We start from the raw sequence: 25,058 nt of genomic DNA, 5'->3' as shown, positions 1-25,058 counted from the left end.
AGTTGTCCCCACGATGTGACAATCTGTGACAACTTTCGGTTACACCACCCGCAGGAAGGACCAAAAACCCCCTCTGACCAGTGCCCCTAGTCGGATTCGAACCGACACTCATCGGATTTTAAGTCCGCTGCCTCTGCCAATTGGGCTATAGGGGCGTGGGGATCACATTAGCGTTCACGACTGTCCACCGCCGCGCCGGGGCGCGAGATTCTTGAAGTACCGTGCGACGGGCCAGCGTTCGTATCCGGCACCCTCGTAGACGGCTCGCGCGCCGGCATGGCCGGGGTCACCGCCCGTCTCGACCATCATCATCGTCATCCCGGCGGCGCGGACGAGGTCGTCGGCGTGGTTCATCAACGTCGACGCGACGCCTTTGCGCTGATGACGGGGGTCGACGGCGAGCACGTGGATCTCCCCCATGCTGTCCTCCGGGTGCACGCGCACCGATACCCAGCCGAGCAGCTCGTCGCCGTCGACGGCCAGATGGACCGACTCGGGTTCGTCGTCGAGGACCCTGCCGAGGTCGTCGATCTGCCGCGCCTCCCAGCCGTTCGGATAGAAGGAGTCGTAGACGAAGGCCGGGACGGCGGGTCGGTACAGCTCGAAGACGGGACGCCACGCCCGGATCGAGAGATCGAGTACGTCACTTCGTCGTTCGGCCGTGTACGGTTCGATCCTCATTGCTCCTCGACCTCCTCGGATCCGACTTCGAGTGTGCTCCTCGTCCGGGTTGTAACGCACCTCGATTTCGGGCCGACATCCTGCGGGGACACAAGTACACAGCGGACAGCCGGGTGGTGGACCGGGCACGAAGAGAAGGATCATGGATGCGCTTCACGACCGCACGACCACTGACCGGGCGACTCGCCACCGCGGTAGCCGTCGTGGCCCTGGCAGCGACGCCGAGCCTGGTGGCCCCACCTTCTGCACAGGCCGAGGGCATCGTCTACCCCGCGTCCGTGAACGACTCCTTCTACAGCACCCCCGACGACATCGCCGACCGGCAGCCCGGTGACGTCCTCGCAGCGCGCGTCGTTCCGCCGCCGCTCGGATTCCCGGGCACCGACGCCGTCCAGCTGAAGTTCCGGTCGACGAACTCCGCCGGCGAACCGATCTCCGCCGTGACGACCGTGCTGTCCCCGCAGGGTGGGGCGCCGGGTCGTCCGCTCGTCTCGTACCAGGCGATCATCAACGCGCTCGGGCTCGAGTGCGCGCCGTCGACCGCTCTGTATGCACCGAACCCGCTGCGAGGGATCCGGGAGTCCCCCGGCCTGCTCATCGCGATCCAGCGCGGCTGGTCGCTGGCCGTTCCCGACCATCTCGGACCGAACAGCGCCTACGGCGCCGCGAAGGTCGGCGGGCAGATCACCCTCGATGGCATCCGGGCCGCGCAACGCTACGCCCCGCTCGGGCTCGCCGACAGCCCGGTCGGCATCGCCGGCTACTCCGGAGGCGGGATGGCGACGGCGATGGCCGCGGCACTGGCCCCGACCTACGCGCCGGAGATCCCGATCGTCGGCTCCGCCTACGGCGGGGTACCCATGGACATCGGCGAGATGGCACGGGAGCTCGGCGAGTCCGCCCATCCGGCCTTCGGGCTGGCGATGGCGGCCGCCCTCGGCCTCGAACGTGAGTACCCGGACCGAATGCCGGTCAGCAAGCAGCTCAACGGTGCGGGGCAGGAACTGCGCGACCGCATCGCCAACGCGTGCACCAACGAGATCCTGCTCGCCGGTGCGGGTCGCAGCATGGCCGACGTCGCCGACGCCGCGGTGGGTCTCGCCCTGCTCGACAGCCCGACCGTGCAGGAGGTGCTGATGGAGAACAGCGTCGAGAAGGTCCCGACGGTGCCGAATGCCCCGGTGTACGAGTGGCATTCACCGACCGACGTGCTGATCCCCCTCGATGCGATCTCCACGACCCTCCGCAGATACTGCGACGCCGGGGTGGCGGTGCGGACCGAGCTCGTGCCGAGTCCCGATCACATCACTGCCGCCGTGATCGGCCTACCGGGTGCGCTGGACTTCCTCGACGGCCGGTTCGCCGGCGTTGCGCCGTCGTCGAACTGCGGAGCGATCTGACCGACCTCCGGACATGCATCAGGCCCGCCTCGAATGACGAGGCGGGCCTGATGGTGTCTCGGATCCCCTGGGGGGACGGGAGATCGAATCAGATCACGGTGATACCGGTGGCCTGGGGACCCTTGGCGCCCTGGCCGATCTCGAAGCTCACGCGCTGGTTCTCGTCGAGGCTGCGGTAGCCGCCCGACTGGATCTCCGAGTAGTGCGCGAACACGTCAGCGCTGCCGTCCTCGGGGGCGATGAAGCCGAATCCCTTGTCGGCGTTGAACCACTTCACGATTCCCTCTGCCATGTCTGTCTCCTTCTGTCGTGTTACTCGAGCTCCGCCGAGAGTTCGGTGGAGCGAGGCCGCCATCACATGCGGTGACTTCCGAAAGGAGAACCAACCGCCCGCAACAAGGATTTGCGAGCGTGGACAAGACGCGAACAAAAACTTCGACCGAGACACAGTCAACCACACATTCGCCGATTCGTGTGGATCGAGCCCCGGAAATCGGGGTGGAACCCACACGGATCGGAGAACTAGCGGGCGACGGAGAGAGCGATGCCGTCGAGGATGTCGTGCTCGCTGACGACCAGCTCGGTGATGCCCGCCCGACTCCCCAGCTCCTCGGCGAGGACGGTGGTGATGATCGAGCCACCACCGATGACGTCGACGCGGCCGGGATGCATGGGGCCGAGCGCCGCGCGCTTCTCGCGGGTCGCGGCGACGAGACCGTCGCACACCTCGCGCAGACGGTCGAACGGCACCGACGACAGGTGGATCTTCTCGGAGTCGTACTCGTCGAGTTCGAGGGCGAGCGCCGCAAGGGTGGTCATGGTGCCCGCGACACCCACCCAGGTGTGCGCCTGCTCGACCGGCACCCGCTCGAGCGCTTCGCGGATCTTGCCCGCCGCGACCTCCCGTGCCGCAGCGACCTGCTCGGCGGTCGGTGGGTCGTCGTGCAGGCACCGCTCGGTCAGCCGGACGCAGCCGATGTCGGTGGAGTAGGCGGCGTGCACACCGTCGGCGTCGCCGAGAACTACCTCGGTGGATCCGCCACCGAGATCGACGACGACGAAAGGACCACGCGCGGAGTCGAGTTCGCCGACAGCGCCGGCGAAGGACAGACGCGCCTCCTCGTCGCCGGTGATGACCTCCGCCTCGGCGCCGGGAATCACGGCACCGAGCACCTCACGGGTCATCGCGAAGAAGTCCTCACGGTTGCTCGCGTCGCGCGTGGCCGAGGTGGCGACCATGCGGACCGCGGTGGCGCCGGTCTCGCGGATCAGGTCGGCATACTCCACCAGCGCGACCCGCGTGCGTTCGATCGCCTCGGGTGCGAGACGACCGGTGGCGTCGACGCCCTGCCCGAGCCGCACGACCTTCATGAGGCGGGTGACGTCGGTGAGCGTGCCGTCCTCCGCGATGTCGGCGATCAGAAGACGGATGGAGTTGGTACCGCAGTCGATTCCCGCGACCCTCACTGTTCTTCTCCACGCAGCTCGGCGTAGGTGGGCCAGTCGGCGGGGATCGCCGTGCCACGCAGACCGGCGTCGGCGGCGAGTGCGACGGATTCGTCGCCGAGCGGGTTGACGCCCGGTCCCTTCGCGAGCGAATGGGCAATCAGCACGTGCAGGCACTTGACGCGCTCGGGCATGCCGCCGCCGGTGAAGTCGGTGCCGAGCGACTCGATCGCGTCGCGTTCGGCCAGGTACGACTCGTGGGCGCGCCGGTAGCCCGCAGTCAGTTCCTCGTCGGTGCCGAGACGCTCGGTCATCTCCTTCATGACCCCGGCCGATTCCTGCCGGCTCGCTTCGGCTGTGAGGCGCGGGTCGGTGAGGTAGTACAGCGTCGGGAAGGGCGTGCCGTCGGGCAGCTTGGGCGCGGTCTTCACCACTCCGGGCGCACCGTCGGGGCAACGGTAGGCGATGGCCAGGACGCCGCGGGGTTCGCGCCCGAGCTGGGCGGCGACGGCGTCGAGGTCTTCTTGCGTGACGTGATCGGTCACCCGGGGACATCTCCTGGTTCTGGGGGTGCCACAGGCATCTGCTGCGGCACGGGTTCGGGCTCGGGTTCGGGTGCCGGTTCTGAGACCGACAACCACAGGTCGCTGTACCAGGCGCCGGTCGTCGGCCGCTCGGGTTCGCGCTCCTCGCGTTCGGGCGGGGCGTCGCCAGGGAGTTGCACCTGGTAGGGAATATCGCCGGGGACGACGAACCGCAGTCGCTCGCGGGCCTGGGCGCGGACCCAGGCCGGGTCCTCCATGCGGGCCTTCTGCTCTTCGAGGGCCGCGATCTCCTGTTCGAGCTGCACGCGTTCGGCGGCGAGCTGCTCGGCTTCGGAACGCTGGCTCACGTAGGTGCGCAGCGGCACCGCGAGGGTGAGGGCGAGACCGCACACGACGAGGGCGAGCACCACTGCGCGGCCGGTGGACAGGCCCAGGACGGTGCGTTCGGTGCGGGGGCGGCGGGAGTCGCGGGGCGCGCCGACCCGGGTGGGGCGGGCTCGTCCCGAACCACCGGGCCGGCCGCGACCGGGCGACGAATGAACGGGGTCCTCGCGGCCGGCCGGCCGCGCACCCGCGTTCTCGGCCGCGTGTTCGGCCGGGGCGGTAGATCCCGTGGGCCGGACCCGGCCCGGACGCCGGACGCCCGACACACCCTCGGTGCGGGTGCGCCTCGCTCCGGGACGGGATCTACCGCGCTGACTCATGCCGGCGATCAGCCCTCGACGGAGAACCGCGGGAAGGCGAGCTCGCCGGCGTAGCGAGCGACGTCACCGAGGGACTCCTCGATGCGCAGCAGCTGGTTGTACTTGGCGACACGCTCCGAGCGGGCGGGCGCGCCGGTCTTGATCTGTCCGCTGCCGACGGCGACGGCGAGATCGGCGATGGTGGTGTCCTCGGTCTCGCCGGACCGGTGGCTCATCATCGTCTTGTAGCCGTTGCGGTGCGCGAGATCGACGGCGTCGAGCGTCTCGGTGAGGGTGCCGATCTGGTTGACCTTCACGAGCAGCGCGTTCGCGGCGCCCTTGACGATGCCGTCCTCGAGGCGTTCGGGGTTGGTGACGAACAGGTCGTCGCCGACGAGCTGGATCCTGTCGCCGATCTCCTCGGTGAGCGAGACCCAACCCTCCCAGTCGTCCTCGCTGAGCGGATCCTCGATGGAGACCAGCGGGTACTGGCCGAGGAGCTCGGCGTAGAAGGCGCCCATCTCGGCGGCCGTGCGGTTCCGGCCCTCGAACTTGTAGCCGGTGCCCTCGGTGTAGAACTCGGTGGCCGCGACGTCCAGCGCAAGCGCGACATCGCTGCCCAGCTTCAGACCGGTCTTACCGATGGCCTCGCTGATCAGGTCGAGCGCGGCCTTGGTGCCCGCGACGTCGGGGGCGAAGCCGCCCTCGTCGCCGAGGCCGGTGGCCAGGCCCTTGCTCTTGAGCACGGACTTGAGGGAGTGGTAGACCTCGGCACCCCAGCGGAGGGATTCCTTGAAGGTCGGGGCGCCGATCGGGGCGACCATGAACTCCTGGACGTCGACGCCCGTGTCGGCGTGGGCGCCACCGTTGAGGATGTTCATCATCGGAACGGGAAGGATATGGGCGTTCGGGCCGCCGACGTAGCGGAACAGCTCGAGTCCGGACGACTCCGCACCGGCCTTCGCGACGGCGAGCGACGCGCCGAGCAGGGCGTTCGCGCCGAGGCGGCCCTTGTCGGGGGTGCCGTCGGCGTCGAGGAGGGCCTGGTCGACGGTGCGCTGCTCGGTGGCGTCGAGGCCGATGATGGCCGGCCCTATCTCGGCGAGGACGGCCTCGACGGCCTTCTCGACACCCTTGCCGAGGTAACGCTCGCCGCCGTCACGCAGCTCGACGGCCTCGTGCTCGCCGGTGGAGGCGCCCGACGGCACTGCAGCGCGGGCGAAACTTCCGTCCTCGAGCAGCACCTCGACCTCGACCGTGGGGTTGCCACGGGAGTCGAGGATTTCGCGGGCTCCTACCTGCTCAATGATGGCCACTGGCTGATTCTCCTTCGATGGACTGTCACGCTGCGGTGTCTGCACGCTGGAGACAGCCTAACGGTCGCGACCTGCGTGTGAGGCACAGGCGCGCTCGAGGCCCGGCGCGGTGCCGTCTACGGGCGCACTCCCACGCCGTAGGCGGCGGCGCGGTCGCGGACGAGCATCAGGTATTCGGTGGACCGGTTGTAGGCCCTCAGGGCGTTCGTCCAGCCCTCCGCGGTGGTCAGGTCGCCCCCGCGGGCGCACAGATAACGACCCGCGGTCAGGGCCGCGTCGTCGATGTTGTCGGGGTCGGCGATGCCGTCGCCGTTCGCGTCGACACCCCACCGGTCCCAGGTCTCGGGGATGAACTGCATCGGCCCGACCGCCCGGTCGAGCACCGGGTCGCCGTCGAGGCGGCCACCGTCGGTGTCGCGGATCTCGGCGTTGCCCTGGGTGCCGTCGAGCGGGACACCCCGGATGGGCGGCGAGACTCTGCCGTCGGATCCGACGGACGCGCCGCCGAACCGTCCGTGGCTGCTCTCCACGTTGCCGATGCCGGCGAGGGTCGTCCACGACAGGCCGCAGTCGGGGGTGCCGACGGCCAGGACGGCCGCCGCGTGCCCGTATGCCTCGAGGGCCGTGGTGGGGATGCCCAGTTCGCGGGACTGTGATTCGGCCCAGTCGGCGAGCTGTGCTGCTGTGCGGCCGGGACCGTTCACGTCGATGGGCGGAACGGGCAGACCGGGTGCCGGCGGGACGCCGTCGGGGATCTCGACGGACGGTCGCCGGGGTGAGTGCAGAGCGGACTCGACCGCCACGAAGACGACGGCGACGAGCGCACTGAGCAGGACCACCGGCCACAGCCAGCGTCGGGGTTCTCGATCGGACGGCACCCCTCCATATTCCATACGGGACGAAAACCCCATGTAGACGCACCGGCGCCGACGATCCCGCCTGATCGTCGGCGCCGGCCTCGGAGGGTGGAATCCGCGAGGGGTCGGACTCCACCGTTGTCTCGACAGCGATGTCCCTCAATACGCGCCGTCCCCGCTGAGAACCGCCCGGATGGTGCGGCGCAGGATCGACAGGTCGAGCATGAAGGTCCAGTTCTCGACGTACCGCAGATCGGCCCGTACCGACTCGTCCCAGGACAGATTGCTGCGTCCGCTGACCTGCCACAGTCCCGTCACACCTGGTTTGACGAACAGCCGCCGCGCCGCGCCGTCCTCTCCGTACCGGGCGACCTCGCATTCGAGCGGTGGGCGCGGGCCGACGAGCGACATGTCGCCCTTGACCACGTTGAACAGTTGCGGCAGCTCGTCGAGCGAGTACCGCCGGATGAAGCGGCCGACCCTGGTGACCCGCGGGTCCTCGCGGACCTTGAACAGCACCCCGGCACCGATGTCGTGATCGGCGATGTCGTCCTTGTGCTCGTCGGCGCCGACGACCATGCTGCGGAACTTGTACATCGTGAACGGGGTTCCGCCGCGTCCCACCCGTTGTTGACGGAAGAGGATCGGCCCTCTGCTGCCGGCCTTGATCGCGATCGCGACGGCGAGCAGTGCCGGCGCGATCACCATCAGGATCAGCACCGCGAGGACCCTGTCGAAGACGTTCTTCACGATCCAGGCCGGGCCGCTGTAACTGGGGGCACTCATCTGCAACAGGGGTAGCCCCTCGAGCGGGGAGATGTGCAGGCGTGGGCCGACGACGTCCATGAGCACGGGGGCGATGAGGAGTTCGGCACCGATCTTCTCGAGGTCCCAGCTGAGTTTGCGCGTCCGTGCGTGCGGCCATCGACCGGAGGGCAGGAGCGCGACGGCCTCGAAGTTGTGCTGCTCGGCGACGGACAGAACGGTCTCGTCGGTGCCGAGCACGGGGATGTCGTCGATGGCCACCGGTAGGGAGTCGGCGCCGCGGTCGACGGCGAGACAGATGCCGTCGACCTGCCATCCGGCGCGCCGGAGGCAGTCGGCCCGGGAGACCAGTTCGTGCACCTCCTCCACGTCTCCGGCCACGAGCACCGAGCGCAGACATCGGCCCTCGGCGCGGGCCTTCGAGAGGTGGCGGCGGAGCACCGTCCGTCCCAGCAGGGTGAGCACGAGAGCGATCAGCAGCGAGCCGAATGTCCAGGACTGACCTGCCGAGGTACCCCATCCGTATCCGGCGACGGCGAGTGCGGCGACGGCGAAGACATATCCGCGGACGACCCTCCGGTATTCCTCGGGACCGGTGCCGAGAATTCTTTCGTCCCAGGCTTTCTGGATTCCGAGGGAGACGATCGCCGCCGTCAGCGCGGCCCCGATGAGGACAGGGGTGCGCCAGGAGTCGATCTGGTCGAAGGAGTGGTATCCGACCGTGACGACCACGTGGGCGACCACGAGCGCGAACAGGTCGAAGCCGATGACCGCCGCTCTGTAGCGCCGTTCGGTTCTCGGCCGGCGCACCGGTGGAGGAGCGGACGCGACCTGCGAGCCGACGGGGAGCACGATGGTCGAGCCGATCTTCCGTGCCCCGTTCGGTCCTGACCCGGCCTTCGTCGTCGGTGCTTCACGGTCGGAATCCGTGTCGAGAACCGTCGCGAAGTCGTTCTCACGCTTGTACATTCAAGGTCACCCCAGTCCGGAGTCACGGTTACCCCGACTCCCAAACCGTACCTTGAGATTGTTTTTCACGCAATAACAGACTTCTAGCATCTTCAGTGAGGCAGCCGACCCTTCACACTCTTCGTCGCCGCCCACGTGTCCGTGTTCCACGGCAACCGCACACTCCCGGCCTGGAGCATCCATCGGAGCCGGTCGGGCGTGGTGGGCCTGCTCAGCAGAAAACCCTGCGCTCGTACGCAACCCAGATCCAGTAACTGCTTCACGGCGCCGACGGTCTCGACACCCTCCGCGACCACCTGCAGGCCGAACGACGAGGCCAGACCCACGATGGAATCGACGATGACCCGATCTTCCTCGCTGTGCTCGAGGTTCTGCACGAAACCCTTGTCGATCTTGAGCGTGTCGACGGGAAGAGCCTTGAGATGCCCGAGCGAGCTGTACCCGGTCCCGAAATCGTCGATCGCGACCCACACCCCCAGCCGCTCGAGCCGGCGGAGGGTGTCCTTCGTGCGCTGAAGATCGCCCACGACCACGTTCTCGGTGATCTCGAGGCACAGTTCCGACCCCACGAGGCCGTGGTGGTGCAGCACCGATCTCACTGTGGAGTCGAAATCCATCGACACCAGCTGGACGGGAGAAACATTGACACTCATGATGATCCGCAGGTCGGGAATCTCTCGTTTCCACTCCGCGAGTTGCGCACAGGCCCGCGTGACGACCCACTCCCCCAGTTCACCGGCGAGATTGGTGGCCTCGGCGACCTCGACGAATTCTCCCGGCTGGAGCACGCCCAGCGGTGAACGGTTCCATCGCACGAGCGCTTCGACGCCGAGGATCGTCCCGGTCCGCAGGTCGATCTCGGGCTGGTACTCCAGCGTCAGGTGCTCGTCGTCGATCGAGGAGCGGAGGTTCATCTCGATGATGGTGCGGCGCTTGCCCTTCTCGTTCATGTCCTCGGTGAACACACCCACGCCGTTGCCACCATGCCGCTTGGCCACCATCATCGCCTGATCGGCACGACTGAGCAGGTTCGCCGAACTCAGCTCCCCCGGCGTTCCGAGCGCGACACCCACGCTGACGCCCCGTCCGACGGTCCGGTTGCCGAGTGCAACGGACGCTCCCACCGCGTCCTGATACACCTCCGCCCGTTCCATCGCCTCCTCCATCGTGGACGGACCGTCCAGCACCACGACGAATTCGTCGCCGCCGAGCCGCGCGACGAGGTCGTCGCGCCTGCTGCCCTTCGCAAGACGGTCCGCGATCCGGCAGAGATACGAGTCGGCCGCGTCGTGCCCGAGGAAGTCGTTCAACGCCTTGAGACGATCGAGGTCGAGGAACAGCAACCCGACCGGGCCCTCCGCGCCCGGTTCGAGCCGCTTGTCGAGATATTCGAACAGAGCGCGTCGGCTCGCGAGTCCGGTGAGGGCGTCCTCGTAGGCAGCCCTACGCAGATCTTCCTCCGCCCGGACGCGTGCCTGCACCTGTGCGAGCAGGACCGCGATCAACGTCAACGCGTTGACCTCGTCCTCGGTCCACGGCCGCCCCCCTTCGTTCACGAAGCCCAGCACGCCGGTCGTGACCTGCCCGGACACGAGCGGCACGGCCACCATGGAGACCTCCGACCATCCCGATGCGGCGAACACCCGTTCGGTGTAGTCGGGGGACTCGACAGCCGGATACGACGTCCCGCCGGCACCCGCCAGCAGCGGTTCCTTCAGATGCTCCACGGCCGCGAAGACGGGGTCCGCATCGCGGAAATAGACCACACCGATGGGATCGGGGTCGGGCACGTTCTCCCGCGGCGGCCACTCGGCGACCAGGATCGTCGCCCCGATCTCGTGGTCGTTGTACCTCAGGAAGCAGGTGTCGACGCCGAGTTGCTCGACGAGATCCCGGAGTACGAGACGCACTACCTCCACGTGCGAGGCCGCGTCCGCGGGCATCAGCCGTGCGGCGATCCTCGTCACCAGGCTTTCGAGTGTTCTTCTCGTACCGGGCATGACACCTCCGTCGTCAGCCAGGAGCAGGGATGAGTCCGTCGACATCGCCGACATGTCGCACGCGGTCGTTCCGGCGCCGGCTGCGCATCGTGGCAGCCGAGGCACGACCGAAGCGCAACAGCAGGGCGAGGCCTTCACTCTCGGGAACGTTCAGGACGGCGTGCAGATCCTGCCGGAGCGCGTCGAGATCGTCGACATGCCTCGGGCTCAGACGCTCGAGATCGCTTCGCGTATCGGCGTACAGGAAGACCGGCGACACGGGCTGGACGGCCAGACCGATCTCCTGCGCCGCGATCCAGACGCTCTCGACCGCCGCACCGCCCCGGATGTAGTCGGCAGGCGAACGGCCTTCGGTGAACACCGCGACGAGTCCGGCACTACCGAGCACGCGGTCGCGGGTCATCTTGCCGAGGCCCCTCCCGAGTCCCCACTCCGCGAGCCGGTCGAGGGCGTCGTCGCGCAGGACGACGTCGAGCATCGCCGCCTCCGCGGTGTCGAGTCCGAGGGAGTCCACCTCGATTCCGCTGTCGGGATCGGGGTCGCCCGGCCACCGCAGCTCGGCGACCATCTCGCTGCGGAGCCGATTGTCGAGATACCGCACGCGATCCGATTCCGCGAGGATCTCCGCGAGGCGGGCGATGTCGGCGCTCTCGGTGACGACCCCGATACGTCCGCCGACGAGACGGGCGGCCGCGTGCATCGCCTCGAGTTCGTCGTCCGTGACGGTGTGGGGATCACCGGGTGACCGGTTGGTCGCGCGCGCGAGCATGCCTGCGTGGTACGCCGCGAGATCCGGATCGGTGTCGCTTCCCAGCTCCAGGTGGGCCAGCGGGACACCCGGCTCCGGTTCGCCGGGACGATCGAGCACCGTGTCCGGCCCCAGGATCTTGTGATTCGCCGCGGCCACCCGCGCGTTGTGCAGGGCTGCGCCGAGCGCGACGAGACTCCCGCGCCGGTGCAGGTCCATCAGGACGGGTTCCGGTTCGGGTGCCAGCGCGAACGTCAGACGGTCCGGTTCGACGACGATCGACCACGGCTGGGCGTTGCCACCGGAGGGTGCCCGGATCGCGGCGTCGATCACGGCTTCCATTGGATCCTGCCGCACTCCGTCCGGCGGGGTCTCCGGCACCGTCGCCTCCGGTTCGGTGTCTGCCGGCTCGTCGGCCTCGTCCGGCACATCGGAAGCCCCGGAGGGCACGTCGAGGGCGTCGAGGTGCGGGTCGAGGTCGACCCGGCACCGTCCCGATGCGACGGGGCGATCGAGGACGATCCCGCGCACCGCGGCGGACACGGTCACGCCGCCGAGCCCGACGTCGGCTCCGAGTTGCGGCCAGGTCTCCAGGGATTCACCGACCTCGAGCATGGAGGCCGCCATGCGCGCGGAGATCTCCTCCGGGTCGAGCAGACGCAGCACGTACGGGACCTTGTCGCGGGTGGACAGAGTCTGCAGTGTCTCGGGGTCGATGTCGCCGAGCAGGCCGTGGAAGGGCAGCAGATCACCGTCGAGGTCGAATCGTTCGACGTCGAGCAGTCCTCGATCGCTGGTGTGCATCACCACGGGGAGTCGTTGCCGCGCCGCTTCCGTCCGGATCAGCAGCTTCACGTCGAGCGAATCGCACTCGTCGACCACGACGTCGAGGTCCCGGCAGAACGCCCCCACCGTCTCGGGGGTGACGCCCTCGGTCCATACCTCGACCGGCAGGTACGGGTCGAGTTCGGCGATACGCCGCGCCGCGATCACGGCCTTGTTCACACCGAGGTCCGTGACCGATACGGGCAATCGGTTCATGTTGGACAACTCGAGCGTGTCGAAATCGGCGAGACGCAGTGCGCCGCAGGCACCCTCGAGGGCGAGGGTGTAGGCGACGGCGTGGCCGACACTCAGTCCGACGACGCCCACCTTCGCGGAACGCAGGCGCGCCTGCTCGTCGGCGGTGATCTTGTTGCGATTACGGTCGAGCCGGAGTCGGTCGAATCCGGCAGGGCCCAGGATCCTGACCGCGATGCGGCTCCAGGGATAGTAGGCCCATCGCGGGGCCTCGTCCGGGAGGGCGTCACCGAGAGCGGCGAGGCCTGCTCGTTGGTCGTCCAGGTGATCCCGTAGGTCTACGCCGTCGCGACGCAGCCTCTCCAGAACCGCCATGTCCGCTTCGAGGTCCTCGGCGAGCAGCAACGCCGCGCACGGTATGTCCTCCGAGGCCATCACATCTCCCCATCCGATTCCTCCAGGTCACCCCTTCCCAGCGAGCGTAGGGGAAGCAGGGAGGACATACACGGGAAACCGGGCGCCCCATCGGATGCGAGGAGTTTCTCGATCTCCCGGCTCCGCCGTTCCGACCTGCACCGTTCGACGTCCCACAGGATCAGGTACGTCCGGTAGCGGTCGTCCGGATAAGGGCAGGGCGGGATCTCGTCGACGATCTCCGCTCCCACCTCCTGCCAGCGGGCCACCGCCGTGCTCGCCGAGGTGGCGACGAGATACCGCGTGCCGAGCAGCTCCATCGAATAGGTCAGCGTGCGCGCCACTCCCGCACTGAGCGCGGATCGGCGCACCGCGCCCGAGCCCACCCACGTGCTCTTCACCTCGATGAGGCCGTGGGGGACGTAGGCGTCGAGGATCCGCGCGATCCTCGCCCTGATGTCGGGTTCGGTCCATTCCAGGACGGCGTGGGACTGACGTCCGCTCCCGTACGGCCCCAGCGCACGGGAACCTCCCTGGACGACACCCTCCGTTGTCACGGCGGCGAAGAACAACGCCGTGGACCTTCCGTCACGGATCGAGTCGTATTCGAGGGCGCCCTCGGCACCGAAACGTCGGTAGGCGGCGCGGGCGCCGTCCAGGAACTGCGCCCATAGTTCCGGTTCGCCCTGGGGTGTGGCGGCGACGAAGTGATATCCCGAGTCCTCGTCCCAGAAGTCGAGCGTGCGGCGCGTAAAGAGCGGCTGGGGATCCACGGACGACCTTCCTCCCGCGGCCCGCCGAGCGCCCCCCGACGAGGTTGTGCGCTCGACGAACCGGGACATGCTCAGACCACGGATATGTACAACACGGGTTCGCCCCGCTCCGGTATGACCGCCACCTCCTGGGTGTAGGCGCGGTTGATCACACCTTCCTTCTCTGCCATCTCGACCTGCCGCCACAGATCCTTGTAGAGGTCGGGGGACGGCCCGTCGGGCACGAACCGCGCCGCGTACCGCTCGCCGACCCGGATCATCGAGTCGCCCGTCTCCAGATCGTCCAGCCGGTATCCGAAGACCGCGGACCATCCCACTCGCGGATGGCAGGTGAACACGGCCACGAGATCGCGAATCTTCCTCAGCCGCAACCGCTCCAATGTGAAATCGGTCAAATCGCCCGATTCTCCGAAAACTCCCGGCTCCGCTCCCGGGACCACGAGTCCGCCGACGAGGCAGGACTCCGCCTTCACGACCGTGAACGTCATCGGTCCGCCTCCTGCCTCGGGTCGACAATCGCGACATAGAGTTCGATTCCGAAGGCGTGCGGGTAGGTCTCGAAATCACCGGTGAAGGCGCGGGTGATCTCACCCTCCGCTTCGGCGTCCCAGATCTGGCGCCACAGGTCGTCGAAGACGTCCGTGAATCGGCTTCCCACCGCGGAGAACTTCGCGTAGGTGCCGGCCGGAACACGGGATACGACATACCCCTCGGGGACGTCGTCGACCGACGAGCAGCAGAACCCCACGGTCTGCGTGTAGTACGAATCTATGTCTTCCGCGTGATCGGTGTAGGCGGCAGCGAACGGACCGTACGTCTCCCCTTTCAGCAGAGCAGCCCATGCCTCTTCGAGGTGCGGATCTCGGAGTCGGCCGAGAGCTCGGCGGGGACTACGAACCGGAATGCCGGCAACGAGGGTTTCGTGGCGCTCCACGATTTGAAACGACATCGGGCAGTTCCTCCAAACACGTCCAGCTTCCCCCTGCTTCGCGTGCACTGCCCGACACCGGCACAACGAATACGGATATGAGATTAGGGGGTTGGACGTCAGGTTTCCAGCAAACACCGAAACCAAACTAAAGTCTTTTTTCGGCTTGTTTCCCTTCTTTGAGTATGGTTTATTTGGGGCATCGACTTCGGGCGCCGGCCCGGACACGCTCTTCCAGCGAGGGGGCACCCGCATGAAGTGCCGACTGTGCAATTCGGACCGCCTGACCAGCATCCTGGACCTCGGAGCCACTCCCCCGTGCGAACGATTCCTCACGGCCGAGCAGCTCGACATCCCGGAATGCACCTACCCGCTCCACCTGCGTCTGTGCGAGGACTGCCTGCTGCTGCAGATACCCGCGCTGATCACGCCGGAGGACACCTTCACCGAGTACGCCTACTACTCCTCGTACTCGCAGTCGTGGGTCGACCATGCCCGGCGCTTCGTGCACGACGCGCTCGGAAGCGGGCGGCTACGGCCCGATTCGACCTTGATCGAGGTGGCGAGCAACGACGGATACCTGCTCCGTCACGCGGTGGACGCCGGCATCAGGTGCCTCGGCATCGAACCGTCGGTCAACGTCGGGGAGGCGGCGCGGGCCGCCGGCGTGCCGACCCACACCGGATTCCTCGATGTCGCACTTGCCGAACGCATCCAGGCGGAACACGGGCCCGCGGACCTCGTCGTCGCCAACAACGTCTACGCCCATGTCCCCGACCTCGTCGGATTCACGCGGGCACTGCGCCTGCTCATGGCCGACGACGGCTGGCTCAGCATCGAAGTCCACCACGCTCTGAACCTGGTGGCGCTCGGCCAGTTCGACACGATCTACCACGAGCACTTCCAGTACTACACGGTGCTGTCGGCCGCTCGGGCTCTTGCGTCGGGAGGGCTCCGGGTCGTCGACGTCGAACTGCTCGACACCCACGGTGGCTCGATCCGCGTGTGGGCACGACCCGAACAGGTCGCACAGAACCGTACGCCGCGCGTCACCGAGATACTCGAGATCGAAAGGCGTGCAGGACTGCACGATCCCACCGGTTACTTCCGGCTCGAACCGCTCGCACGCACCTCCCGTCTGGAGCTGTTGCGCTTCCTCCTGCAGTGCCGAGAAGACGGTCTGTCGGTCGTCGGCTACGGAGCGCCCGGCAAGGGCAACACCCTGCTCAACTACTGCGGGATCCGACCGGATCTGTTGTCCTACACCGTCGACCGGAATCCGTACAAGCACGGACGCTTCACTCCGGGGACCCGGATCCCCATCGAACCCGTCGAGCGGATCGCCCAGGACCGGCCGGACATCGTCCTCGCACTGCCCTGGAACCTCGAACCCGAACTGACCCGCCAACTCGCCTACATCGCGGACTGGGGAGGACGTCTCGTCTTCCCCCTCCCCACCATCCACACGACCATCGGTGAACCCGAACTGTCCTGGAGGACCACATCATGAAGGTTGTACTGTTCTGCGGCGGTTACGGCATGCGCATGCGCAACGATCGCAACGACCAGATGCCCAAGCCGATGCAGATGGTCGGTCCGCGCCCGATCCTGTGGCACATCATGCGGTACTACGCGCACTTCGGGCACAAGGAGTTCATCCTCTGCCTCGGCTACGGCGCGTCCAAGATCAAGGAGTTCTTCCTCGACTACCACGAGGAACAGTCCAACGACTTCGTCCTGCACGGCAACCGGGTCGACTGCCTGAGCACCGACATCAGCGACTGGAAGATCACCTTCGTCGACACCGGGCTCGAATCGGCGATCGGTGAACGCCTGCGCCGCGTCCGCAAGCATCTCGAGGGCGACGAGTACTTCCTCGCCAACTACGCGGACGTGCTGACCGACGCCCCGCTCGACGACATGATCGAGGCGTTCCACGCGTCCGGCGCCACGGCCTCCATGCTCGTCGTGCCCCCGCAGTCGTCCTTCCACTGCGTGGACGTCGCGGAGAACGGAGAGATCAAGGAGATCACTCCGGTCAGCGAGTTCCCCATCTGGGAGAACGGCGGATACTTCGTCCTGAACCAGGCGATCTTCGACCTGCTGCCACCCGGCGGCGACCTCGTCGCCGACGTGTGCGGTCCGCTCGCAGGACAGGGGAAACTGTTCGGCTACCGCCACTTCGGCTTCTGGAAGCCGGCCGACACCTTCAAGGAACGCGCCGAACTCGACGACAACTTCGCACGCGGTATCCATCCGTGGACGGTGTGGGAGACACCGGCGGTGACCTCGTGAACCTCATGACCGCCGACGATCCCGGGAGAGATTGACATGCGCGTACTCGTCACAGGCCATCAAGGTTATCTCGGATCCGTCATGGTGCCCGAACTGCTCGCGCGCGGTCACGAGGTCGTCGGCCTCGACACAGGCCTGTTCGCCGAATGCACCCTCGGTACGGCACCGCAGGATCCGCCCGGCATGACCGTCGACATCCGCGATGTGGGAGTCGAGCACCTCACCGGTTTCGACGCCGTCATCCACCTCGCGGCGTTGTCGAACGACCCGCTCGGTGCGTTCGCACCCGAGATCACCTACGACATCAACCATCTCGGGTCCGTCCACCTCGCCAGGTGCGCGAAGGAGGCCGGTGTGCGCCGGTTCCTCTACGCGTCGACCTGCTCGGTGTACGGAAGCGCGGGCGACGATCTCGTGGACGAGAGCGCCCCGCTCCGTCCGCTCACGCCCTACGCCGTGAGCAAGGTCCGGGTCGAGGACGACGTCGCGGCACTGGCCGACTCGGGCTTCTGTCCCGTATTCCTCCGCAACGCCACGGCCTTCGGATACTCGCCGCGGCTCCGCGCGGACATCGTCGTGAACAATCTCGTCGGCACCGCGGTGCTCACCGGCGAGGTGCGCGTCCTGTCGGATGGGACCCCGTGGCGTCCCCTCGTCCACGCGAAGGACATCGCCCTCGCGTTCGCGTGCGCGCTCACCGCACCGGAGAGCGACGTGTACTGTGCCGCCTTCAATGTCGGCACCGAGTGCAACAACGTCCGCGTACGCGACATCGCCGAGTCCGTCACCCGCGCGGTCCCCTGTTCGTTCGTCTCCATCACGGGCGAGACCGGCCCCGACCCGCGGTCGTACCGCGTGGACTTCTCGGCCATCCGCCGCGCCATGCCGGCCTTCGTCCCGTCGTGGAGTGTCGACGCGGGCGCAGCCGAACTGTTCCGGCACTTCGTCGCCGACGACCTCACGAAGGAGGACTTCACGCAGCGCTTCACACGTCTGGCACATCTGCGGCGGCTGTCCGATGCGGGACGCCTCGACCCGACGCTGCGGCCACGGCCGGCGGGCGTGTCCCGCGAATGAACAGGTGCCGCGCGTGCGGCCACGATCGCCTCGAGCGAGTCCTCGATCTCGGGGCGGTCCCGCCCGCCGATCTCTTTCCATCCGCGGACTCGTCTCCCTCACCCGCCGAATCAGCCCACGAACTGGCGATGGTTCTGTGCACCGGGTGCGGACTCGCGCAACTGGCGGACGACGACACCGTCCCGGACGAACCCCGCGGCATCGAGCCGGAGGCGCTGCGCGAGCAGGCCCGCGAGGCCGTCGAGGCGGTCGGGAAGGCCGGCAGGCTGAAGGGCCGCACGGTGATCGAGTTCGGCAGCCCGCACGGCGGCACCTGGCTTCCCCTGCTGATCGAACGCGGATTCCGGCCCGCCGTCCCCGGGGCCGCCGCGTCCGTCGTCCTCGACAGTTTCGGCATCATGCACGAAACCGATCAGCGCGCGGCCTTCCTCAAGCGCGCGGCGTCGCTGTCCCCCGACGGTGTGCTGCTGCTGCAGTTCCACACCCTCTCCGCCATCGTCTCGCAAGGACAGTGGAACGCCCTGCGGCACGGGCATTTCGCGTACTACTCGCTGACCGCGCTGCGGCGACTGCTCGAGGACGTGGGACTGCACATCTCCGAGGCCTGGACCTTCGACCTCTACGGCGGCACCGTGCTGGTCGCTGCCGAACGGGATCCGTGGACGAATGCCGGACTGAGCGCGCGCCGGATCCTCGCCGCCGAACGGGCGACCGGCATCACGAGCGCTGCGACGCTGCGCACCCTGCAGCGGCAGGCCGACCGCCAGGTGGACGAACTCGTCTCCTGGCTGCGGAAGTCGGCCGCCGAACACCGACGGGTGTTCGCCTACGGCGCGGCCTCCCGGGCCGTGGCGCTCTTCGCGCGCGCGGGCGTCGACCGCTCACTCATGGAAGCCGTCGCCGATGGCTCACCCGCGAAGGCCGGCCGGCGCATGCCGGGCACGGACGTCCCGATCGTCGACCTCACCGCTCTGCGCGACGCATCCCCCGATTGCATCCTGCTCACCGTCCCCGATCTGCTCCCCGAAGTGCGGGCGCAGTTCCCGGAGTTCGAGGGCCGCTGGTGTATTCCACCCGACAGCCGGCACGGGGTCCGCTGGGTCGGATGAGACACATTCAGGCGCGGTGCTCGTCGGCGGGTGCCCAGTAGCGACGCCACGCATCCTCGTCGAGCCCACCGTGCGCAACACCGTCGGTGTGCGCGGCCTTCTCCGTCGCCCGGATCGATCCGGCGAACGCGAGGATCGCCGATCGGAGCGTCGACTCCGTGTCACCCGTGCCGGTGATCCGGACGACCCGCAATGCGTCGGGCACCAGGTCCTCCGGGAAACCCGCTCGCCTCGCGCGTTCGATCACCTTGTCGGCCAGGGAGAGTGCAGGCTGCGCCATTGCGATCCCGTCGAGGCACGACGCCCGCGCCTTCTCCGCCTTCTTCGCGATCTCCCACGCCGCTTCCTGTTCCGCGACGTCGAGCGGCCCGGTGTGCCCGTTGGTCAGGTGCGGGCTGCGCGCGGCCAGCTTGGCGACGAGCGTCGCCGCCACGTCGTCCACCGTGAACCGGCCGTTCGCCTCGGCGATCCGGGAGTGGAACAGCACCTGCAGCAGCAGGTCGCCGAGTTCTTCGCGGAGCTCGTCCGGATCACCCGACTCGACGGCGTCGAGTACCTCGTAGGTCTCCTCGATCAGATAGCGGCGCAGACTCTCGTGGGTCTGGGTGACCTCCCAACCCCCGAACGACCACAGTCTGTCCATCACGGCCGCCGCCTCGACGAGAGCGGTGTAGTCGGTCATGCGTTCACCGTCGCCGCACTGTTCAGATCCACCGAACCCTGCGGCTTGCCGTCGAGAGCGAGCAGGAAGTCGGCGATGTACTGCAGCAACGCCACGTCGCGCACCCGGTCCGATCCGACCCCGCCGGTCCGCGGGATCGGCAGCTGCACCAGACCGCTCGTCGCGCGGTACTGCGCGCCCGGATACAACCGCTTCAGCCGCATCTGCTTCGAGTCGGGCAGTTCCATCGGCGAGATCCGGATCTGGGTGCCGGTGACCGCGACCTCCTCGAGTCCGTACTCGCGGCACAGCAACCGCAACCGGCCGACGGACACGAGCCGCTGGACCTCCTCGGGCAACGGACCGTAGCGGTCGACGAGTTCGTCGACGACCGTGGCGATCGCGGCGTCGTCGTTCGCAGCGGCGAGCTTGCGGTACGCCTCGAGACGCAACCGGTCGGACGCGACGTAGTCGGCCGGGATGTGCGCGTCGACGGGAAGGTCGATCCGCACCTCCTTGGGTGCTTCGTCGGTGGTGACCGTGCGGCCGTCGGCCGCGGCCCGGTACGCCTCGACGGCCTCGCCGACGAGCCGCACGTACAGGTCGAAGCCCACCCCGGCGACATGACCGGACTGTTCGGCACCGAGAACGTTACCGGCGCCGCGGATCTCGAGGTCCTTCATGGCCACGGCCATACCCGCGCCGAGATCGGAGTTCTGCGAGATCGTGGCGAGCCGGTCGTAGGCGGTCTCCGTCAGCGGCTTCTCCGCCGGGTACAGGAAGTACGCGTAGCCGCGCTCACGCGAACGCCCGACGCGACCGCGCAGCTGGTGCAGCTGCGACAGGCCGAGCGAATCCGCGCGTTCGACGATGAGCGTGTTGGCGTTCGAGATGTCGAGACCGGTCTCGACGATCGTCGTGCACACCAGCACATCGAACTCGCGCTGCCAGAAGCCCTGCACCGTCTTCTCGAGAGTCTCCTCGTTCATCTGCCCGTGCGCGACCGCGACCCGCGCCTCGGGGACGAGATCGCGGAGTCGCTTGGCGGCCTTGTCGATCGAGCTCACCCGATTGTGGACGTAGAAGACCTGGCCGTCGCGCAACAACTCCCGGCGGATCGCCGCGGCGACCTGCTTGTCGTTGTAACCACCCACATAGGTGAGGATCGGGTGCCGCTCCTCGGGCGGGGTGAGGATGGTCGACATCTCGCGGATCCCGGCCATGCTCATCTCGAGGGTTCGCGGGATCGGTGTGGCCGACATCGTGAGCACGTCGACGTGCGTGCGCAGCGCCTTGATGTGCTCCTTGTGCTCGACGCCGAAACGCTGCTCCTCGTCGACGATCACGAGACCGAGGTCCTTCCAACGGATCCCGGTCTGGAGCAGGCGGTGGGTGCCGACGACGATGTCGACGGTGCCGTCGGCCATGCCCTCGGTGACCGCGCGCGAATCGGATGCGTCGGTGAACCGGCTCAGTCCCTTCACCGTCACGGGGAAGGCCGCCATCCGCTCGGTGAAGGTCTGCAGGTGCTGCTGCGCGAGCAGGGTCGTGGGGACGAGCACCGCGACCTGCTTGCCGTCCTGCACGGCCTTGAACGCCGCACGCACCGCGATCTCGGTCTTGCCGTAGCCGACGTCGCCGATCACGACGCGGTCCATCGGCACCGCCTTCTCCATGTCGGCCTTGACCTCGGAGATCACCGTGAGCTGATCCTGTGTCTCGGTGAAGGGGAAGGCGTCCTCCATCTCCTTCTGCCACGGCGAGTCGGGCGCGAAGGCATGGCCGGGCGAGGCCTGCCGCGCCGCGTACAGCCGCACGAGCTCACCGGCGATCTCGCGAACCGCCTTGCGCGCCTTGCGCTTGGTGTTGGCCCAGTCGGATCCGCCGAGCTTGCTGACGGACGGCAGCTCGCCGCCGACGTACCGGGAGAGCTGGTCGAGCTGTTCCATCGGCACGAACAACTTGTCGCCGGGCTGGCCCCGCTTGCCGGGTGCGTATTCGATGACGAGATATTCGCGGCGGGCGCCGCCGACGGTCCGCTCGACCATCTCGACGAACTTGCCGATGCCGTGCTGGTCGTGGACGACGAAGTCACCGGCGTTCAGGGCGAGCGGGTCGACCTGGTTGCGACGCTTGACGGGAGTCTTGCGGCCCTCGGTGACCACGCGGTTGCCGGTGAGGTCGGCCTCGGTGACGATCACCAGCCCCGGCACCGCGTTGTCGTCGTTGCCGGGGAGGACGACGCCCTCGTGCAGGCAACCGCGCATGACACCGACCTGCCCGCGCACCGGTTCGGTGCCCGGCTCGAGCTTGGCGGCGGGGACCTCGTTCTCCTTCAGCCGCTCGAGGATCCGCTGTCCGGTGCCCGCACCGGCGACGACGATCACCGCGCGGCCACCGGCGGTGACGTGGGCGCGCAGGTTCACGAACAGCATCGACAGCAGGTCCTCGGAGCCGCGGACCTCGGGGGCGGGCTGCACGTCGAGGACGAGTTCGGTGTCGGCACCGGAGGCGAGCGGGCTGAGCGTCCACCACGGTCTGCCCGCGGCCTGCGCGGCCTCGCGCACCTGACGCAACGACCGGTAGGCCGACGCACCGAGATCGAGCTTCCGGCCGTCCACTCCGTTGAGGTTCGAGGTGTCGAGCGGCGCCGCGCCCCCGATCGAGGCGGCGGTCCACGACGCCTCGAGGAACTCCTGCCCGGTGCGGGCGAGATCGCTCGCGCGAGTGCGGACCTTCTCCGGATCGCAGATCAGCACGTGCGTCCCGGCGGGCAGAACGTCGGTGAGCAACTGCAACTCACCGGGCTGCAGCACCGGAAGCAACGCTTCCATGCCCTCGACGGGAATGCCGCCGGCCATCTTGTCGAGCATCTCGACGAGCGCCGCGTCGGCCGGGTTGTCCTGGGCGAGCTGCGCGGCGCGGGCCTTGACCTCGTCGGTGAGCAGCAGTTCGCGGCACGGCGGTGCGACGAGCACCGGCACGTCGACTTCGGAGATCGAACGCTGGTCGGCGACGGAGAAGCAGCGCAGTTCGGTGACCTCGTCGCCCCAGAACTCGACGCGGACCGGATGGTCGGCGGTGGGCGGGAAGACGTCGAGGATGCCACCGCGCACCGCGAACTCACCGCGCTTGCCGACCATGTCGACGCGGGTGTACGCGAGTTCGACGAGTCGCTCGACGAGTTCCTCGAAGTCGTGTTCGGTGCCGACCCGCAGCGTGACGGGGTCGATCTCGCCGAGTCCGGGAGCCATCGGCTGCACCAGCGACCGCACGGTGGCGACGACGACCCGCAGTTCGGGCCCGAGATCGCGATCGTCGGGACGGGCGAGGCGACGCAGGACGTGCAGGCGACGGCCGACCGTGTCGGCGCTCGGCGACAGGCGCTCGTGCGGCAGGGTCTCCCACGAGGGGAACTGCGTGACGCCCTCGCCGAGCATCTCGGTGAGTTCGGCGGTGAGATCGTCGGCCTCGCGTCCGGTGGCGGTGACCACGAGCAGCGGTGACTTCTCGGCCAGCGCCGCCGCGACGAACGGCCGCGCGGCGGGTGGTGCGACGATCTCCTGTTCGGCGGAACCGGCGAGCTCGCCGATTCTGCGCAGTCTGTCGTCGGCCAGCGCGATCCGCGCCAATCCGGACAGTGGGACAGCGGCCGGGGGCACAGCAGACAAGGAAGGCGCTCCTGAGTGTGGGACGAGAACCTTGTCGAGTCTATTCCGCTGTTCCCCCGGGCGTCACCGCGCCGGGGGCGCGAGGAGGTCGGCGCTGTTGGCACCGAGATCGCGCGCCGCCCACTCGGCCAGCCTGGCGAGCAGTTCGTCGTTGCCCACCTCGCGCCGGGTGTCGTCGTCGGCGAGCCAGCGGCGGCGCACCATTCTCAGTAGTGCCGCGCGGGTGCGGGTGGGATCGGCGTCGAGCGCGAAGGTGACGAAGGCGTCGGGTGTCCACGCTTCGATGCCCGATCGTTCCAGTGCCCCGGTGAGCTCGGGGTCGGCGGTGACGACGGCGTCCGCGTGGCACAGCAGCGCCACCGAGGTCACGTGCGCCTCCCTCGGTCCCGTCACGTGCGGGACCTCGCGGAGCACGGTGGTGGGCCAGACGACGCGGGCGTCGGGGAAGGCGCGGTCGAGTTCGGCGAAGAGGAAGTCGCGGGCGGGACGCAGCAGTTCCTGCGGTAGTCGGCGGTCCACTTCCGCGATGATCCCGTCGCTCCAGAAGGGTTGGTAGAGGCCCTCTTCGGCGAGAGCGAGCGCCACATCGCGTAAGCGGGGGCGGGCGAGGACCGTCGCACCGAGCACCACTCGAACCGGCATCGTCACCCTTCGTCGAATCGTCGGAACGGACCGTACCGTGCTGCCGCGGCGGGCCGCGTCATGCTGTCAGAACGGGTCGTACAGTCCTTCGCGCCGCGTGAGGTCGGCGAGTCCGTCGAGGACCGTCGTGACCACCTCCGCCTGCTGCTTCGCGAGTTCGAGGACGTCGGAACGCGACACCCGCCGGTGCAGGCCGTGGAAGTCGGCGGCGAGTGCGCCCGTGTCGACCAGGCGGGCGACGTGTCGGCGGGAGCAGCCGAGGACGTCGGCGGCCTGGTCGATGGTGAGCAACGACGGCACGACACCGATCGTCACGGCGGTGTCGGGCCCGAACCGGTCGAGCAGACCCGCCAGCGCCGCGGGGGCCTCCTCGGCGGAGAACGGCCCGAAACTCACGACTGCAGCCGCAGACGGCGCTCCACGAACTGCCGGAAGTATTCGAGTTTGTTCGCCGGCACCAGCGCGGGCAGGATCATCCGCCACATCGCGCCCGTCTGTTCGGCGAGCCGTTCGGTCGCCTTGAGGGCGTTCGCCATGATCCGGGCGCCCATCGCCTGCTCGAGCAGCAACAGGGAGACAGCGCGGACGTCGACGTCCTCGACGAGGTCGCCCTCTTCGGCGGCCCGGGCTGCGAGTTCCTGCAGGTTGTTCTGCCAGATCTCGTAGGGCCGGTGCTCGGTGCCCTGGTAGTCGCCGATCTCGACCAGCAGCCGGAACATCGCCCGCACCACGGAATCGGTCTCGGACATGTCGACGTGCAGGACCGACAGGTCGATCAGTGTCTCGAGCGCCGGGGAACGGCGGTCCATCTTGGATTCGGCGGCGGCCTCGAAGCGGAGATAGCCGGAGTCGATCACCCCGCGCGCCAGTTCTTCCTTCGAACCGAAATGGAAGTACAGCGCCCCCTTGGTGACACCGGCCTCCTCGATGATGTCGCCCAGGTTCGCGTCCGCGTATCCGTCGCGGACGAATACCGTCGCTGCTCCCTGCAGCACAGATTCGCGCGTCACCTCTGCGCGTACTTGTCGTCCCACCACAGCCTGCCTTCTCACGGGTAT

General features: G+C 68.2%; 23 protein-coding genes and 1 tRNA gene. 5 read left to right on the top strand and 19 right to left on the bottom strand.

Annotated elements, in window-relative coordinates; all coding sequences use genetic code 11:
• Window positions 1-81: 81 nt before the first annotated feature.
• A tRNA-Leu gene (locus ACWPOC_RS06750) sits at window positions 82-155 on the bottom strand.
• 19 nt (window positions 156-174) lie between these two features.
• Entirely contained in the window at window positions 175-681 is a 507-nt protein-coding gene (locus tag ACWPOC_RS06745) for a GNAT family N-acetyltransferase (protein WP_455408236.1), read from the bottom strand.
• A gap of 146 nt (window positions 682-827) precedes the next feature.
• Here ACWPOC_RS06745 and ACWPOC_RS06740 point away from each other — a divergent pair, with 146 nt between their 5' ends.
• On the top strand, window positions 828-2,081 hold the full coding sequence (locus tag ACWPOC_RS06740) for a lipase family protein (RefSeq protein ID WP_455408235.1): 1,254 nt from the start codon (window positions 828-830) through the stop codon (window positions 2,079-2,081).
• Between the two features lie 88 nt (window positions 2,082-2,169).
• On the opposite strand, the gene ACWPOC_RS06735 is transcribed toward ACWPOC_RS06740, so the two are convergent.
• The 12 genes from ACWPOC_RS06735 to ACWPOC_RS06680 all read right to left on the bottom strand — a co-directional run bounded on the left by ACWPOC_RS06735 (window position 2,170) and on the right by ACWPOC_RS06680 (window position 14,566).
• Window positions 2,170-2,373: a cold-shock protein gene (locus tag ACWPOC_RS06735; RefSeq protein WP_064852142.1), complete on the bottom strand. Its 204-nt coding sequence runs from the start codon at window positions 2,371-2,373 to the stop codon at window positions 2,170-2,172.
• A 230-nt stretch (window positions 2,374-2,603) separates the two neighbouring features.
• The gene (locus ACWPOC_RS06730; RefSeq protein WP_268655290.1) at window positions 2,604-3,548 is read right to left on the bottom strand and encodes a Ppx/GppA phosphatase family protein; all 945 of its coding nucleotides are present in this window, start codon (window positions 3,546-3,548) and stop codon (window positions 2,604-2,606) included.
• On the bottom strand, window positions 3,545-4,072 hold the full coding sequence (locus tag ACWPOC_RS06725; RefSeq protein WP_455408234.1) for a DUF501 domain-containing protein: 528 nt from the start codon (window positions 4,070-4,072) through the stop codon (window positions 3,545-3,547). The genes ACWPOC_RS06730 and ACWPOC_RS06725 overlap by 4 nt, the downstream gene beginning before the upstream one ends.
• Window positions 4,069-4,776 (bottom strand): FtsB family cell division protein, encoded by a 708-nt coding sequence (locus ACWPOC_RS06720; RefSeq protein ID WP_189637369.1) that lies wholly within the window; start codon window positions 4,774-4,776, stop codon window positions 4,069-4,071. Before ACWPOC_RS06720 ends, ACWPOC_RS06725 begins: the two co-directional genes overlap by 4 nt.
• Window positions 4,777-4,784: 8 nt before the next feature.
• The gene (eno, locus tag ACWPOC_RS06715; RefSeq protein ID WP_455408233.1) at window positions 4,785-6,071 is read right to left on the bottom strand and encodes a phosphopyruvate hydratase; all 1,287 of its coding nucleotides are present in this window, start codon (window positions 6,069-6,071) and stop codon (window positions 4,785-4,787) included.
• 116 nt (window positions 6,072-6,187) lie between these two features.
• Complete coding sequence (locus tag ACWPOC_RS06710; RefSeq protein ID WP_455408249.1) at window positions 6,188-6,910, bottom strand: lytic transglycosylase domain-containing protein; 723 nt, start codon at window positions 6,908-6,910, stop codon at window positions 6,188-6,190.
• Window positions 6,911-7,087: 177 nt separating this feature from the next.
• The gene (locus ACWPOC_RS06705; protein WP_120281727.1) at window positions 7,088-8,662 is read right to left on the bottom strand and encodes a sugar transferase; all 1,575 of its coding nucleotides are present in this window, start codon (window positions 8,660-8,662) and stop codon (window positions 7,088-7,090) included.
• Window positions 8,663-8,754: 92 nt separating this feature from the next.
• Window positions 8,755-10,662 (bottom strand): bifunctional diguanylate cyclase/phosphodiesterase, encoded by a 1,908-nt coding sequence (locus ACWPOC_RS06700; protein ID WP_120284017.1) that lies wholly within the window; start codon window positions 10,660-10,662, stop codon window positions 8,755-8,757.
• Between the two features lie 13 nt (window positions 10,663-10,675).
• Complete coding sequence (locus ACWPOC_RS06695) at window positions 10,676-12,865, bottom strand: Rv1355c family protein (protein ID WP_120281726.1); 2,190 nt, start codon at window positions 12,863-12,865, stop codon at window positions 10,676-10,678.
• Window positions 12,865-13,617, bottom strand: coding sequence for a hypothetical protein (locus tag ACWPOC_RS06690; protein ID WP_120281725.1), 753 nt, complete (start codon window positions 13,615-13,617; stop codon window positions 12,865-12,867). Before ACWPOC_RS06690 ends, ACWPOC_RS06695 begins: the two co-directional genes overlap by 1 nt.
• A 71-nt stretch (window positions 13,618-13,688) precedes the next feature.
• Window positions 13,689-14,105: a hypothetical protein gene (locus ACWPOC_RS06685; protein ID WP_120281724.1), complete on the bottom strand. Its 417-nt coding sequence runs from the start codon at window positions 14,103-14,105 to the stop codon at window positions 13,689-13,691.
• Window positions 14,102-14,566: a GyrI-like domain-containing protein gene (locus ACWPOC_RS06680; protein WP_120281723.1), complete on the bottom strand. Its 465-nt coding sequence runs from the start codon at window positions 14,564-14,566 to the stop codon at window positions 14,102-14,104. The genes ACWPOC_RS06685 and ACWPOC_RS06680 overlap by 4 nt, the downstream gene beginning before the upstream one ends.
• A gap of 232 nt (window positions 14,567-14,798) precedes the next feature.
• Here ACWPOC_RS06680 and ACWPOC_RS06675 point away from each other — a divergent pair, with 232 nt between their 5' ends.
• The 4 genes from ACWPOC_RS06675 to ACWPOC_RS06660 are packed head-to-tail and all read left to right on the top strand — an operon-like array spanning window position 14,799 to window position 19,026.
• Window positions 14,799-16,055 carry a class I SAM-dependent methyltransferase gene (locus tag ACWPOC_RS06675; protein ID WP_120281722.1) on the top strand — a complete coding sequence of 419 codons (1,257 nt, stop codon included), beginning with the start codon at window positions 14,799-14,801 and terminating at the stop codon, window positions 16,053-16,055.
• Window positions 16,052-16,840: a glycosyltransferase family protein gene (locus ACWPOC_RS06670; RefSeq protein WP_120281721.1), complete on the top strand. Its 789-nt coding sequence runs from the start codon at window positions 16,052-16,054 to the stop codon at window positions 16,838-16,840. Before ACWPOC_RS06675 ends, ACWPOC_RS06670 begins: the two co-directional genes overlap by 4 nt.
• A 36-nt stretch (window positions 16,841-16,876) precedes the next feature.
• Complete coding sequence (locus tag ACWPOC_RS06665) at window positions 16,877-17,917, top strand: NAD-dependent epimerase/dehydratase family protein (RefSeq protein ID WP_455408232.1); 1,041 nt, start codon at window positions 16,877-16,879, stop codon at window positions 17,915-17,917.
• Complete coding sequence (locus ACWPOC_RS06660) at window positions 17,914-19,026, top strand: class I SAM-dependent methyltransferase (protein WP_120281719.1); 1,113 nt, start codon at window positions 17,914-17,916, stop codon at window positions 19,024-19,026. The genes ACWPOC_RS06665 and ACWPOC_RS06660 overlap by 4 nt, the downstream gene beginning before the upstream one ends.
• 7 nt (window positions 19,027-19,033) lie before the next feature.
• Here ACWPOC_RS06660 and ACWPOC_RS06655 read toward each other — a convergent pair whose 3' ends face one another.
• The 5 genes from ACWPOC_RS06655 to ACWPOC_RS06635 form a co-directional block, all read right to left on the bottom strand.
• Window positions 19,034-19,708 carry a MazG family protein gene (locus ACWPOC_RS06655; protein ID WP_120281718.1) on the bottom strand — a complete coding sequence of 225 codons (675 nt, stop codon included), beginning with the start codon at window positions 19,706-19,708 and terminating at the stop codon, window positions 19,034-19,036.
• Window positions 19,705-23,358, bottom strand: coding sequence for a transcription-repair coupling factor (mfd, locus tag ACWPOC_RS06650; protein WP_455408231.1), 3,654 nt, complete (start codon window positions 23,356-23,358; stop codon window positions 19,705-19,707). Before mfd ends, ACWPOC_RS06655 begins: the two co-directional genes overlap by 4 nt.
• Before the next feature lie 63 nt (window positions 23,359-23,421).
• Window positions 23,422-24,000 carry a PIN domain-containing protein gene (locus ACWPOC_RS06645; RefSeq protein WP_455408230.1) on the bottom strand — a complete coding sequence of 193 codons (579 nt, stop codon included), beginning with the start codon at window positions 23,998-24,000 and terminating at the stop codon, window positions 23,422-23,424.
• A 66-nt stretch (window positions 24,001-24,066) separates the two neighbouring features.
• A complete protein-coding gene (locus ACWPOC_RS06640) occupies window positions 24,067-24,396 on the bottom strand; it encodes a helix-turn-helix domain-containing protein (RefSeq protein WP_120281717.1) in 330 nt (109 codons plus the stop codon).
• Entirely contained in the window at window positions 24,393-25,034 is a 642-nt protein-coding gene (locus ACWPOC_RS06635) for a ScbR family autoregulator-binding transcription factor (protein ID WP_455408229.1), read from the bottom strand. Before ACWPOC_RS06635 ends, ACWPOC_RS06640 begins: the two co-directional genes overlap by 4 nt.
• Window positions 25,035-25,058: the final 24 nt, after the last annotated feature.

Source organism: Rhodococcus sp. 5G237, from assembly GCF_053764735.1.
This window is presented reverse-complemented; position numbering and strand designations above follow the sequence as displayed.

What these genes read in the sequence shown, in the direction of transcription:
- ACWPOC_RS06745 (WP_455408236.1), bottom strand. Translation starts at nt 681, where the DNA reads ATGAGGATCGAACCGTACACGGCCGAACGACGAAGTGACGTACTCGAT.
- ACWPOC_RS06740 (WP_455408235.1), top strand. Translation starts at nt 828, where the DNA reads ATGCGCTTCACGACCGCACGACCACTGACCGGGCGACTCGCCACCGCG.
- ACWPOC_RS06735 (WP_064852142.1), bottom strand. Translation starts at nt 2,373, where the DNA reads ATGGCAGAGGGAATCGTGAAGTGGTTCAACGCCGACAAGGGATTCGGC.
- ACWPOC_RS06720 (WP_189637369.1), bottom strand. Translation starts at nt 4,776, where the DNA reads ATGAGTCAGCGCGGTAGATCCCGTCCCGGAGCGAGGCGCACCCGCACC.
- ACWPOC_RS06705 (WP_120281727.1), bottom strand. Translation starts at nt 8,662, where the DNA reads ATGTACAAGCGTGAGAACGACTTCGCGACGGTTCTCGACACGGATTCC.
- ACWPOC_RS06700 (WP_120284017.1), bottom strand. Translation starts at nt 10,662, where the DNA reads ATGCCCGGTACGAGAAGAACACTCGAAAGCCTGGTGACGAGGATCGCC.
- ACWPOC_RS06695 (WP_120281726.1), bottom strand. Translation starts at nt 12,865, where the DNA reads ATGGCCTCGGAGGACATACCGTGCGCGGCGTTGCTGCTCGCCGAGGAC.
- ACWPOC_RS06685 (WP_120281724.1), bottom strand. Translation starts at nt 14,105, where the DNA reads ATGACGTTCACGGTCGTGAAGGCGGAGTCCTGCCTCGTCGGCGGACTC.
- ACWPOC_RS06680 (WP_120281723.1), bottom strand. Translation starts at nt 14,566, where the DNA reads ATGTCGTTTCAAATCGTGGAGCGCCACGAAACCCTCGTTGCCGGCATT.
- ACWPOC_RS06675 (WP_120281722.1), top strand. Translation starts at nt 14,799, where the DNA reads ATGAAGTGCCGACTGTGCAATTCGGACCGCCTGACCAGCATCCTGGAC.
- ACWPOC_RS06670 (WP_120281721.1), top strand. Translation starts at nt 16,052, where the DNA reads ATGAAGGTTGTACTGTTCTGCGGCGGTTACGGCATGCGCATGCGCAAC.
- ACWPOC_RS06665 (WP_455408232.1), top strand. Translation starts at nt 16,877, where the DNA reads ATGCGCGTACTCGTCACAGGCCATCAAGGTTATCTCGGATCCGTCATG.
- ACWPOC_RS06660 (WP_120281719.1), top strand. Translation starts at nt 17,914, where the DNA reads ATGAACAGGTGCCGCGCGTGCGGCCACGATCGCCTCGAGCGAGTCCTC.
- ACWPOC_RS06655 (WP_120281718.1), bottom strand. Translation starts at nt 19,708, where the DNA reads ATGACCGACTACACCGCTCTCGTCGAGGCGGCGGCCGTGATGGACAGA.
- ACWPOC_RS06645 (WP_455408230.1), bottom strand. Translation starts at nt 24,000, where the DNA reads ATGCCGGTTCGAGTGGTGCTCGGTGCGACGGTCCTCGCCCGCCCCCGC.